This window comes from Desertivirga arenae, from assembly GCF_017355785.1.
Lineage (GTDB): Bacteria > Bacteroidota > Bacteroidia > Sphingobacteriales > Sphingobacteriaceae > Desertivirga > Desertivirga arenae.
On record NZ_JAFEWE010000006.1, the window covers coordinates 186,806 to 200,282 of the forward strand.

Sequence of the window (13,477 nt, forward strand, 5' to 3'; positions counted from 1 at the left end):
TTATCTTTTCTCGCTTAACGACTTGATGTGGTCCATTACACGTAGATGAACGTGCCTTGTAATGCTTTCCGCCCATATGTCATAATACCAAAGCGGGAACACGTACAAGCGATACCAGCTATTTCCAGTCAGGGTAGTGGTCCCATTACGGTTATCTTTCAATAAAAACTGTCCACGCAAAATATCTATATGCCCCATGATCTCAGGGTCTCTCGGTTGCTTTACAATATCAAATGTCAGGTTCTCCAAGGGCTTGTATTGCACAATCTTCTCATCGAAAATGTAACCGTTACTAAATATACACTTTCGTCCGGCACCTTCGTAATAACCATCTACCGTCGCCGCTACCGGACTTGGCATTCCTACTTTGAATAACCAGAATTTGTTCTTCTCTTTTATCCTTTCGAAGGCAACTACGTGCTTCCAAACTTCTTCTGCTGGGGCATTTATAACAATTACATCAGAAACCTTACTCTCGTAATGATGCTTAGAAAGAGAATCTGCAACAAAAAGGAAAAGCAATAAGGAAAGGACACTTATATTTAAATTCCTGTTATCCCTTTTAAACATCGCCCTTCCAACGAATGTCCCGGTAATAACAAAGCCAAAAATCAAGGGAGAAACAATAATGAGGCAAATCACTCCTTCTCCCAGGAAAATAGCACTTAAAAGAATCGCCACTGTACAGTTTAAGACAGAAAGAGCCGTTACCCTGGCACCTTTCAATTCCAGGTTCTTCCAAAACCAGGAGCATATGATCCCCATCACAAATGGAATGATAACAAACTCAGCATAGATAAATACACCGGGATGCAGCGATAAGGCACGTGTAATTCCGATTACGGAAAAGGCGAAGAGATTTGAAAATACCAATCCTTGGATCTCTTCGCGTTTGTAATTCCTATTATTCATATTCTCTTAATTAATGTTAATTGATTCCTTCCAGCTGTTTGATATACCTGTAGCAGATATAGAGAGGTATGATGCCCAGCACTCCAAAAGAGCAGTCAATCAATTGCCAGAATAGCGGAATACCTCGTATTGCTCCTGCGATAAAAGCAAGAGGGAGGACCATTAAACATGCAATCATTCCAAATTGTATCACCCAGATATTTCTGACAGGATCGCGAAGAGGACCTATAAAAGCAGTGGCGATTACGATATGGGCAAAAGCCAGCCAGTCAGTTCCATAAGCCAGGTAAGGGAAATGTTCGTTTGTAGTTTTAACCGCCTGGTAGATTGTACCCAGCCATTGCTGCAGGGATAAGGGAAAGAGGTCTTGATATTTCATCAATACCGTCAGTTGACTTTCGATAGGGAAAGCGGTCAGTCCGCTTAAGATTAAGGCGGTTATGAAAAAAATGATCCAGATCCTGATCTTCTTCCTCAATTTGGTCTCGGTTGTATTCATTTTATTATGTGTTAGGTTGTTAATTCTGCTTTTTGCTTTATTACCTCATTTCTATGCAATAGAAGCTTTCTCATATACACTTTAAGAAAAAAGAAATCTGCTAACCGACCGAGGATGCCTAAAGGAGACTTATAATAAAACTCGTCGATCATCAGGGTGAATCCATTCTTTTGTTTAAAGAAATGTTGGTGTTTCATAGCTTCGAATGGGCCTTGGATCATTTCATCGCAAAACAGCAAGGGAGAATCGCAGGCAGTAATCCTACTGGTGAGGGTCATTAATAAACCAAAATGCCTTGCTTTCCACGTCACGGTTTCCCCTAATCCGATAAGGCCACTTGTTACACCTGCTATTGCTCTTTCTCGAGTGTGTTCCATTGTTTCAAGGTGAAGATCTATACTTCTCGCGAGGTCGAAACAGCGCTCTATAGGTGCTTTTATTCTTGTTGTAAGTATAATTACTGGCATATCAAACTCGTATACTAATAATATCTCTAACGGCAGACCCTGCATCAGGAAACTGAAAAGTGAAACCGCTATCAGTCAATCGTTCCGGTAACACCCAGCGACTTTTTAAAATCAGTTCGGGTTCAGTGCCGATTACTCTTGCACCTAAACCAAGCAGCCATGCAGGGGAAGGTAATCCAAAAGGTACTCCGTAAGCTTGACGGATCACTTTCATCAAGTCCGCATTTGTTAAAGGTTGGGGAGCTGTACAGTTCACTACTCCGTTCAACCCTTCATGCTCCAATAACCATTCTGTGCACCGGGCAACATCCTGCTCATGAATCCAGGAAACATACTGGCTGCCACTTCCTTGTTTGCCTCCCAAACCAAACTTTACCAGATTTAGTAACCTTGGAAAGACTCCATCCTTCTGCCCTAGTACAATGCCCATTCGTAAGGCTACTTTTCTTGTTTCCGGGGTATTGGTGCCAAAAAATACCTCTTCCCATTTCTGGCATACATCGACAGAAAATCCGTATCCCAATTCCCCCGCCCTTTCAGTTTGAGGAGCATCTTCCGCATGTCTATAAATAGTAGCAGAGGTAACGTTGACCCACAGTTTTGGAGGATCAGACAATTCAGACACTACCTTTCGGAGTAGGCCGGTGGGCCCAAGTCTTGAACTATAAATTGCAGACCTATTCTCACTTGTATACCTGCAATTAACATTTTTGCCACATAGGTTGACCAGCAGTTCAGCTCCTTTTAGGTTTTCGATCCATTCCCCTTCTGTTTTCGCATCCCAAACTATGGTCCTGATGTTCTCAACAGCTGGCTTTGGCCTTCGACTTAAGATAATCACCTCCTCTGCCAAACTCTTGAAGTAATGCGCGAGCACTCCGCCGAGATAACCATTACCTCCGGCCAGAACTATTTTATTGTACCTCATACGATTATAGGATAAGTAAAAGAATCAGGAGCCTGTATAAGACCCAGGTTAACGTTAGCGTCCAGCCTGTCTTCAACAGCTTCGTTCTACGGATATGTTCCAGCAGCATCAACCCGGCCACGGCCATGAAATACACCGCGTAAATTGTGGGAGAAAAACTAAACCAATGGTGCAATATTTGAAAGGGCAATAGTAATAATGCACCGGCCATTGAAATAGTCATCATATTTCCCAGGTAGTCCCAGCGTTTGCCTCTATCAATAAAACTAATGATAATACCTTGAAAAAGTATTTGACCTCCACAGATCAAATACTCTCTGAGCACTTCTCCTGCAGGGATTAACCCTTGTAGCAATTGAGTATAAGCAGAAAGGATACTGGCGGTAACCAACCAGGTAAAAATTAAATAAGCTACCCGGTAACCTAATTTGAAAGAAGGTTGTATCGCATAATTAGCCCCAGCTTCAGAAGGCGGAACAATAACCCGTCGATTAAATGCTATGAAAGCATACACCTTACTCATTATCCATACAAAGGGCTTGAACAAAAACAAGGGTTTGAAAACAGGGAAAGCAACAGCAAAAACTTTAAATAGACTTTCAATGCCATAAGTAACCTCCCCTGTTTCCTGATTTACTAAAGCAATCTCATTAGCAGCCCTTTGCCTGTCTAGCATCGGACAGGCCTGCTCTGGAAGCTCCTGGTAGGCCGCTCTGCCATTGGCATCCAGCATCCCTCCTTTCACAAACGCACTGGTGTAAATCCTGCACATCGGGCATTCAGCATCAAAAAGAATGAGGTGATTTTTTAGTGCTTTCATAAATCGTTGCTTTAGCTCTATTTATTATTGAACTTTCAGAAAAAACTGAAAGTATTCTGCAAAAAAATATTCTACTTGAATATTTTAAATATTGATCCCCAAAACCAATTTTCTTCAGCCTTTAACATTGTTTCCAGTGTTTTATCGACATTCTTGGCTAGCCTATTTATATCGGTAACTGACTTATTGAAGGTTTTATATTCAAGATCTGCCGTATCTCCTTTCACTTTAGACAATTCATCTAAAACCTTCAATACAGGGTCCAGTTCTCTTTTCTTCCGCTCTTTGGCAACCTGACGGGCAATGTTCCAGGTATCTTTGTCTGCATAGAAATACTCCTTCCTTTCTCCCGCCTTATGTTGTTTTTCAACTAGTCCCCAGCCAATTAAATCCCTCAGAGTCATGTTCGCATTTCCTCTTGAAATACTCAAAGACTCCATGATCTCTTCCGTTGTCATAGCTTCAGGCGAGATCAGTAAAAGAGCATGAACCTGTGCCATCGTACGATTTATCCCCCACTCAGATCCTAACTTACCCCATGCCTCAATAAACTTTTGCTTCGCTTCTGCCAGTTCCATGTAACAAACATAGGTAAAGTTATTAAATTTTCAAAATTTATTGAAAGTTTAATAAAAACTAACAGAAGGGCTTTTGGATGCAGGGATCATACTGGTATTACATAGAAAAGCCTGGATAATCTCCAGGCTTTTGCATTATTTCTTCCTTAACCTTTTCCTGCAGGCCAATAATTCAGATACAATTCAAGGACTTGCTTAATCCTTCAATTGTAATGAAAATTAGCAAAGCGGATAAACTTCTCCCAATCATAGGCATTCAAATCATGAATACCTTCCCTGTAATGATAGCCTATGATTGAATTTACAATCGGTGAATTAACTGAAGGAAGGTCGGGAACTAATGCAGAACGTTTTTTGTACAGATCATATACCGGGCGGGCGTTAAGAAGAGCAAGGTACGAACCACGGGGATCGGCCCAGCGATCAAGGGTGGCATTTGTAGTATAAACAGGTCTTGGAGCAATTGAAGCAATCAACATATGTTGGTCGACGGGCAGGCTGTTCACATTCTTACTATATTGCTTATAGTTGTCATTAAACCAGTAGCCAAATTGCTTATTGATCAGGCTTATCGTTTCTCCATATTGTCTTCTTGCCAGAGAGGCTCCCGTACTGCCAGAGCAACTGCTGAATACCATAGCGAACCTTTGATCCTGTGCCCCTGCCCATAATGCTGTTTTACCTCCGCGGGAGTGCCCCACTATTGCCACCCTTTTAAAGTCTACCTCTTTGTCAGTTTTAAAATAATCCATCACCCTGCTGGCAGCCCAGGCCCAGGCTCCAATAGCTCTCATACCGTCAGAGGTCTCCAGTTGCTCAGGATAAAGTAGGTTCAATACTCCATTGCGGTAATTCTCCTTATTATCGGGGGCGACATCATTTATATTAAAAGCAGCAATAGCATAACCACTGTCGATCACCGTCTCTGCCGGCCAAAAGGTACTTTTTCGTTCCCTGGTTGGGTCGGTATTTCTTTTGCTGCGATTATTTATCAGAAGGAAAAGCGGCGCCGGTCCCTTACCTTTAGGAGTAAAAAGCACAACGGGGATATTTATAGAGTTTCCTTTGTTCCAAACGATCACTGCAATTTCTTTAAGGTGAGCCCGCCCTCCCATCGCGTTCTGATCCTCCTTGCTAACTTCAAATCTTATGCTATCAAAAGCCTTTGGCATTCTTCCATAAACATGCTCCTCAAAAAGATTTAAAACTTCTGCTCTCCGCTTCTTCTCCCAATCCGCTACATTTTTTACAAACTTACCATTTTTCATTTTTAATACATCTGGTAAGGTATAGTCGGGGACTGATTCTTCATCGTAATTAACAATCTCGCCCATAAACTTATCCGTCTTTTGTGCAGAAGAGCGTAGGAAAGCAACGAAGCAAAAAAGGATCGTAAGTAAAAAAGCCTTATTAATTCTTTTTATGGAAGCAGTGTTAATTAACATGTTTGCTTGATGTATTAATTGCCTTGATCTTCTACCACTCTATTTGCGGCCTTTCTTAATTGCCTGGCAAATTTCTCATCAACACCTTCCGGTTTGAAACTCAATTTTGTTGGATTTGCTTTGAACAGGAAAGTGTACCATACCAATCCTCCAAGATAGCATCCGGCGTTATTTGCGTGATGAGAATCAAAGTCCAGCTTTTCTTTATTGTATTGATAGCCTACGTGCAATGAGTTTTTCTGGTTAGGCAGAGCGGGTTTTACAGCATTTTTAGTATTAAACCTAGTATCCTTCTTAAAGGCTGTCTTTTTACTGGTAGTCACTTTTCTGAAAGCGTCACCCACTGGAATTATCCGGATTCCTAACTCTGAAGCTATGGTATGATAAGCAGCGCGTGACTTCTGCCACATCTCTGTATCATCCTTTGCATATATCCCCTTTCCAATCTGAGTGAATCCGGGCGCATCAGAACGGTAAGCCCAGGTTTGGTGAAACACAACTTCTGCCTCTGGCTGGACCTTCTTGATATAGTCATACAGCTTCCTGGCATAAGGACGATAGGTCTCCACGTCCCCGGAGAGAATAGAGGCTTGCTGGATAGTAACTACATCCCATTTACCTTCAGACAAAAGGTCCTTTAATGACTTTCCATTGTAAGCTTTTCCTTTAGGATCATTAGCTTCAGCTGCCTCAACCAATTCCCAGTGTTTGTGCAACGGGCAACCTGGTAATTCTGCACGCCCGATGGTAAGATCAAAACCACCTTCTTTAGCCAATTGAGGTAGGTATTTGCTTGCGTTTTGAGAAAAGCTGTTACCTATCAAGAACAAACGAAGGCTTTTCCCATCTTTTGTTTGACCGACAACCACCAGGCACTGCAGTATGATTGCCAGGGTAACAAATGCTTTTAGAAAATTAGAATACTGTTTCTTCATTAGAATGAATGTTTTTTAGTGTTCAAGAATTTATACTGAACGGATTAATTGTTCAACACAAAGTTAGTTTCCAGAAGAATATTATCAGATGAATTTCCTATCATAAGTTTGAATTCTCCCGGCTCTGTGCCCCAGTGCATAGCTTCATTATAAAAAGACAGTTTCTCTTTATCGATCTCGAATGTTAGTGTTTTACTTTCATTGGGTGCCAGTTTTACTTTCTGGAAATCTTTAAGCTCTTTTACTGGTCTGGCCACACTTGCTACCAGATCGTGAAGGTAAAGCTGCACAACTTCTTCCCCACTATACTTACCGGTATTCGTTATTGTAAATGTTACCTTCAGCGTTCCATCTGTTTTAAGGTCCTTTTTACTCAATTGTAAATTACTCATACTGAAACTTGTATAGCTTAACCCATAACCGAATGCATAGGCTGGTTTATTACTTACATCAATATAGGCCGACTTATAACTCATATCCTTGCCTGTTAAAGGGCGACCTGTATTTCTGTAATTGTAATAGATGGGTATTTGTCCCTGAGCGCGGGGGAAAGTGATAGGAAGTTTTCCCGAAGGATTGTAATCTCCATATAACACATTAGCCATTGCATTTCCTGCCTCGCTTCCTAAAAACCAGGTGTAGAGAATTGCGTCCGCATTAGCAGCAGTATAATTGAAGATCAGCGGTCGTCCGGCCATTACCAAAACCACTACTTTTTTTCCTGTAGCTTTAACCGCTTCAATTAATTCTTCCTGAACACCAGGAATACGAATATCAGAACGACTCTTTGCCTCCCCGCTCATATCCCATTTCTCTCCTACTGCCATGATCACAACATCAGCTTTACGCGCGGTTTCTACAGCCTCTGTAAAACCAGCTGTCGACGTGTCCTCGATCCCGCAGCCCTTCGCATATAATAACTGAGCTTTGCCGTTCAATTTAGCTTGCAATCCCTCGTATAAAGAGACCAGGTGATCATCTTTCCAGTAAACTGACCACGCTCCTCTCATATCATAACCAGATTTCGCTAATGGCCCTATAACCGCAATCTTTTTCATTGTACGATCAAGAGGAAGAAGCTGGTTTTCATTTTTAAGAAGAACAATGCTTTTCTCTGCTGCTTCCAGCGCTGCTTTATGGTGCTCCTGAGCTCCCAAAACCTTCTTCTCACGCTTTTCATCACTAAAGCGGAAAGGATCTTCAAACAAGCCCAATTCGAATTTCTTCCTCAGGATCCTCCTAACTGCATCATCAATAAGTGATTCCGGAACTTTTCCCAGCTTTACCAGGTTTGATAAACTGGATATATAGGCATTGCCTTCCATATCCATATCACTCCCAGCTAAAATCGCTCGTTCTGCAGCCTGACTCTTATCTTTTGCGTAGCCATGGGCAACCATTTCAGCAATAGAGGCCCAATCGCTTACCACAAATCCAGAATACTGCCATTTACCCTTCAGAATGTCCCGTTGAAGATATTTATTACCCGTAGCCGGAATTCCGTTCAAATCATTAAAAGAGTTCATAAAGGTAGCTGCACCAGCGTCAACAGCAGCTTTGAAAGGAGGAAGATAGATTTCCCACAAAGCCCGTTCGCTTATGTCCACCGAATTGTAGTCCCTTCCGGCAATAGCGGCGCCATAAGCAGCAAAATGTTTTGCACAAGCCATCACGGCATCAAGATCTCCTAGTTGTTTTCCCTGAAATCCTTTCACCCTTGCCTTCGCAATTAATGATCCGAGATAGGGATCTTCTCCTGCCCCTTCTACAACCCTGCCCCACCGGGGATCACGGGAAATATCGACCATGGGAGCAAATGTCCAATGCAAGCCTGCAGCAGCTGCCTCAGTTGCGGCTATCCGGGCTGAAAGTTCTATTGCATTCAAGTCCCAACTTGAAGCCTCAGCCAAAGGAACAGGAAACGTTACCCGGTAACCGTGGATAACATCACGCCCAAACAGCAGAGGGATTTTTAAGCGCGACTGCATGGCATACTCCTGTACCATACGGGTTTCTTTGGCTCCCTCAACATTAAGCATAGACCCTAAGCGACCCTGTTTTATATCATTAAATTTGTTACTGTTAGGGGCGATCGGACCAGTAGCAAGCCTATCACTGGTATACTGATTTAGCTGACCGATCTTTTCCACCAGCGTCATTTTTGCGAGTAATTCGTCAACTCGTTGGTCAACCGGCTTTAACTTCTGAGCAAAACCCAGGAATGCAACTAGTGAGAAAGTTATTGTAAGTGAACTTTTAAGGACCATAAATTTTATAGATTCTATAACGGATCTGATTACATTCTTGCCTCAGGGTGCTTTTGCATATACTGATAAATCTCGGCCCCCGCCAGAAGAAAGGATCCAACTCCGTAAACTTCTGTACTCTCAGCATCCACCGTATCCGGACTAGCTCCTATGGGTTGAACATATCCTAACTTCCCGTTTGGCATGATAGCTGAAGTTAATGCTTTCCATGCACCTTTAACAGCAGGCAGATAAGTATGCTCGTCTATAAGGTTATGGTTCAATCCATAAGCCAGCGCGTAACAGTAAAAGCCCGTTCCGCTCATCTCCTTTATAGGAAAACTTCCAGGATCCAGAAGCGAAGCATGCCAGCTCCCATCCGGCTGCTGCAAGGCAACAACACGCGCCATCATATCTTTATAAAGAGTCTCAAACTTTTGCCTGTCGGGATGGGTAGCAGGCATATTCTCCAATACACGCACCAAACCTCCAACAACCCAACCATTACCTCTTGACCAAAAAGTCTTTGCTCCGTTTTTTTCCTTTTTCTGAAAATAGCTTTCATCACGGAAGTATAGCTTTTCCTGAGGGTCGTAAAGGAAATCAGTTGTTTTCCACCAGAGCTTGCTTGCCGTGTCCAGGTACTTCGGATCTCCGGTTGCTGTACTCAGGTAAGCCAGGGCTGGAGGTCCCATGTATAGGGCATCGCACCAGGCCCATTCCCGGTGTTGAATATTATTTTTCCAATTCAACGGTTCATCATTAGGCTTACTCACAATACTGTCGGCCTGTTTGATAAAGGGAGCGATCATCTTCTTATCCTTGTACTTCATGTACAATAAGGAATAGGTCTGACCAATACAATAATCATCAGCATAAAAGCGATAGCGGCCGGTATTCCACCTGGTATCATTTCCAATAGCCACCAAAGTTTCCAGATACTTCTTACCTCCTTTAAGATTTCCGGCAGCATATAAACCTGTATAACATACCGCATTCGTCCAATCAGCTTTACGGTGTTTAAACCCATCCTTTTTCCAGGTTTCAACCTGCCAATCGGCTACTCTATGCATCTCTTTAAGGACATCTTTTGGTTTGAAGGAAGTCGCAGAAGGTCCTTTCTCTTCCGCGAAAATATTGCTTTGGAGGCAAATGCCGACAAGCATCGCAATAAGTGCTTTTAATTTCATCTTCAAGGATTATAATCGTTGTTTCTTTAATTTTTGATCTCAGTAATTTGAAGTACTACGCTCTTTCTTCCCGAGTTGATCACAGGGTTGATCCCTACTTTCATCAGAAAACTGCCGGAATAGGTTGCGTTGGAATCAACAGCTGATTTACTACCCGGATACAGGTTTATTTCGCTGATCCGGTAATTTTTCTGAGGATCCAGACCTTTTAGTGGTATGGGCGATTTACTCTCATCACCGTATCTGTTACCCACCAGGTAACTGAACATCACCGCTGAGGTCCCTGTGTCATTACTATACATCATAGCAGAAACATCGTTCGTCCATGGATCCAACAAACGGTACTGGTCTCCGTGCCACACCAGGTGCTTAATGGAATTATAGGTTTGAACTGCCTCCTGACTAAATTGCAGATCTTTTTCATTAAGGTGGGCAATGTCAATATCATAACCTAGCTTGCCTGACATTGCAACATCTGTCTTAAACTTAATAGCTTGTTTCCCCCAGTCTGTCACATGATTTGCACTTACTATAGCCGGATAGAAATGCGAGTATTCCCATTGAATGAAGATTCTTTCAAGAGGATCGGTATTGTCGCTTGGCCAAAACTCGGTGAAGTATTTTAAGGCTGCGTAATCCACCCTTCCACCGCCGCCTGAACATAGCATCATTGGAATTTTTGGATACTTGGCTCTTATCCTTTCGAGTACATTATACAAGCCCTGCACATAATCAAGGTATAAGTGCGATTGATTGCTCAGATGAGAAGAATAGGCATTATAAATAACTGCATTACAATCCCACTTGATATAAGCAGGACTATTTTTCATAGAAAAAAGGCCATCTACTGTATTGAATACAAAATCTTGTACCTTCGGGTTGCTCAGGTCCAGAACAAGCTGATTACGGTATAGATATTCTTCTCTATTAGGTTGCTTGATGATCCAGTCAGGATGCTTCAAATAAAGTTCACTTTTCGGGTTTACCATCTCTGGCTCTAACCATATTCCAAACTTTACGCCATTGGCATCCGCCTCTTTAACGAGAGAAGCAATACCACCAGGAAGCTTTTGCCTGTTTTCCTGCCAGTCGCCAAGCCCTGCATTATCACTATTCCTGGGAAATTTGTTGCCAAACCAACCGTCATCCAAAAGGAAAAGATCTACGCCTAATTTCCTGGTATCCTTTAGCAGTTGTGCGAGTTTCGTTTCTGTGAAATTGAAGAACGTAGATTCCCAGTTGTTAAGAAGTGTTAATCGTTCTCCATTACCTTCCAGTATCCTGTAATTCCTGGCCCAACGGTGCAGCTTCCTGCTGGCATCGCCTTTTCCCTTATCAGAGAACGTGTAAAGGAAAACAGGTGTCTTAAATTCTTCTTTGGGTTTAAGACTATAATCAGATGCATGATTATTGGCACCGGCAGTGATGTGCAGATTATTCAGAGGATCCAGCTCAAGGTCAACTCTAAAATTACCTGACCACTCCACCTGTCCGTAAAGAACAGAGCCCTGATCTTCCATTGAAGGATTATCAAAAGAGATCATAAAAACCGGCGGCTGGTATAGGTGCGCTCGTGTTCCCAGCTTGCTGTCTAATGTTTTAATCCCATAAGTAAGCTTTGACTCCTCGGGCTGCATTTCTTTGGCCCAATCGCCATGATATTGCCTCAACCAATAGCTATTGGCTTTCAGGAACAGATTGGCAGAAGCGTATTTATGCAAAACTACGGGCTTTTTTTCCTGGTGACGGATAGTTGTCCATTGCTCTACAACATCCTCGTTCGCATATACTTTATAATGCAAACTCACCTGAAATGGATATGCCGGATCTTTAAGTATAACCAGCGTTTCTGATACACCATTTCCAAGGGTTCTTGTTTCGTGACTTACGTACCCCAGATCTAAAGAATTATTACCATCGGCATGGGTAACGGATATTGCAGGTTCTATCAGGTTGCGGGAACCCGACGGCGTGTAAGCCGCATTGAAAATGCCCGAATAATCTGTGCCCTGACGATATTGGGCACTTATCTTTGAGTACTCATCTTTATTTGGCAAACGCGTTCCAAAGTATACTACTTTCGGTATGCTTCCCTGTTTGGCCTGAAGGACGATGGCATTAGATTTACTTTCAATAGGAATGATAACCGATTGAGCTAATGAACTAAAACTAAAGGCAGAGAGCATAGTGCCTATAAGGAAGCACCTGAAATAAGAGATCTTATTCATCATTATGTTTATATCTAAAGATCTACTTATACCCGTTTAAACTTAAAGGCATCAAAGTGGGAAATGTCCAGGCATAATCGTGCCTGGCATACATTATAGGGCGATAAGGGGCTATATAAGTTCTATACTCGGCGCTGTTATAGATATTGCTCATTGCTTCCAGGAGGTTTCCCGGCCAGAACCCGTACATTGCATTAATACTACCGGTAACAGGGTCCTTAAAATACTTCCACTCCTGCGGATGCTGGTTATAATACAATAAGTAGTCAAGCGCTTTTTTGATAGAAGCTCCATTTTTTTCCATAAAGAACAGGTTCTCCCCTGTTTCATTATAAACTGCCCACAACGATGCAGTTAGTGGAGCAAGCGAAAAATAAGTATACCAGATCCCGTTTCCCTGACGCTTAACTTCCTCTACCATATGGCCGTCTTCAGCGATCTTGTCGAAAAGGTCTTTCTTGATCAACCTGATATCTTCCTGAAGGTCTGCTTTATCATCAAGGTAGGCATTAGCTAAAATGGATGCTAAACGCGACCAATCGCCCGAGTTGTTATTTCTAAACCGTATGCTATTAGCAGCATGACGAAAGACATTTCTCGTCCATTTATCAAACTGCGCCCGGTCTGCCGGCTTCCATTTCTTATAATCTTTCAACAGATCAGCAGCAATCATCAGAGTAGTTCCGGAATAAGACATTACCAGAGATCCGTCGAGTTGAGAGTACTTTTTATTCACGTCTGCCCATGATTTCATAAAATAAAGAGCCTTCTCGGCATACTTTTTCTTCCCCGTTAACTTCCAGGCAAGGGCACAACTGTAAGCCGACATGCCATCTACCTGCAAACCTAAGGACAAACGACGGTGCCCCTCTTTGTCCTGATAGAATCCGGGTACGCTAAAATCTTCTACAGCATGATGGGATATGGCAAATGAAGAATCAGCCCGGTGCATAAGAAGGTTAAATGCTGATACGTAAGGTTCCTTTTTCTCCTTTAATTGTTGCTTAACAAAGTCAATCTGTTCCTGAGGGTGCATCGCTGCTCCAGAGGCTGATGCAGATGAAGTAAATGTTGCAAGCAAAATAAATGCTCCGGCTAGTCCGTAAAAAATTCGTAATCTAAGTGTGTTCATTATAGGGGTATAATTAGTTATACGCTGCTTTTTTCCTGCAGGGAGTTTCAAAAATAAGTGTGGTAAATGACCTAAAGTTGGAATCCAGTTGTTTTTT

At 42.4% G+C, this 13,477-nt stretch carries 12 protein-coding genes; all 12 read right to left on the reverse strand.

The window, feature by feature from the left end:
• Entirely contained in the window at positions 1-912 is a 912-nt protein-coding gene (locus J4N24_RS14285; RefSeq protein ID WP_207534376.1) for an SRPBCC family protein, read from the reverse strand.
• Between the two features lie 16 nt (positions 913-928).
• Positions 929-1,411 carry a hypothetical protein gene (locus J4N24_RS14290; RefSeq protein ID WP_207534377.1) on the reverse strand — a complete coding sequence of 161 codons (483 nt, stop codon included), beginning with the start codon at positions 1,409-1,411 and terminating at the stop codon, positions 929-931.
• An 11-nt stretch (positions 1,412-1,422) separates the two neighbouring features.
• Entirely contained in the window at positions 1,423-1,788 is a 366-nt protein-coding gene (locus J4N24_RS14295; RefSeq protein WP_242691626.1) for an SRPBCC family protein, read from the reverse strand.
• 91 nt (positions 1,789-1,879) lie between these two features.
• A complete protein-coding gene (locus J4N24_RS14300; RefSeq protein WP_207534379.1) occupies positions 1,880-2,806 on the reverse strand; it encodes a TIGR01777 family oxidoreductase in 927 nt (308 codons plus the stop codon).
• 4 nt (positions 2,807-2,810) lie between these two features.
• Positions 2,811-3,626 (reverse strand): thiol-disulfide oxidoreductase DCC family protein, encoded by an 816-nt coding sequence (locus tag J4N24_RS14305; protein WP_207534380.1) that lies wholly within the window; start codon positions 3,624-3,626, stop codon positions 2,811-2,813.
• A 71-nt stretch (positions 3,627-3,697) separates the two neighbouring features.
• Positions 3,698-4,204, reverse strand: a complete 507-nt coding sequence (locus J4N24_RS14310; protein WP_207534381.1) for a GbsR/MarR family transcriptional regulator — start codon at positions 4,202-4,204, stop codon at positions 3,698-3,700.
• 203 nt (positions 4,205-4,407) lie between these two features.
• Positions 4,408-5,649, reverse strand: a complete 1,242-nt coding sequence (locus J4N24_RS14315) for an alpha/beta hydrolase family protein (protein ID WP_207534382.1) — start codon at positions 5,647-5,649, stop codon at positions 4,408-4,410.
• A 14-nt stretch (positions 5,650-5,663) separates the two neighbouring features.
• Entirely contained in the window at positions 5,664-6,584 is a 921-nt protein-coding gene (locus J4N24_RS14320) for a DUF4886 domain-containing protein (protein WP_207534383.1), read from the reverse strand.
• A 44-nt stretch (positions 6,585-6,628) separates the two neighbouring features.
• Positions 6,629-8,851 carry a beta-glucosidase BglX gene (gene bglX / locus J4N24_RS14325; RefSeq protein WP_207534384.1) on the reverse strand — a complete coding sequence of 741 codons (2,223 nt, stop codon included), beginning with the start codon at positions 8,849-8,851 and terminating at the stop codon, positions 6,629-6,631.
• 29 nt (positions 8,852-8,880) lie between these two features.
• On the reverse strand, positions 8,881-10,020 hold the full coding sequence (locus tag J4N24_RS14330; protein ID WP_242691627.1) for a glycoside hydrolase family 88/105 protein: 1,140 nt from the start codon (positions 10,018-10,020) through the stop codon (positions 8,881-8,883).
• A gap of 26 nt (positions 10,021-10,046) precedes the next feature.
• On the reverse strand, positions 10,047-12,251 hold the full coding sequence (locus tag J4N24_RS14335; protein ID WP_242691628.1) for an alpha-galactosidase: 2,205 nt from the start codon (positions 12,249-12,251) through the stop codon (positions 10,047-10,049).
• Between the two features lie 19 nt (positions 12,252-12,270).
• Positions 12,271-13,380 carry an alginate lyase family protein gene (locus J4N24_RS14340; protein ID WP_207534385.1) on the reverse strand — a complete coding sequence of 370 codons (1,110 nt, stop codon included), beginning with the start codon at positions 13,378-13,380 and terminating at the stop codon, positions 12,271-12,273.
• Between the last annotated feature and the right edge of the window lie 97 nt (positions 13,381-13,477).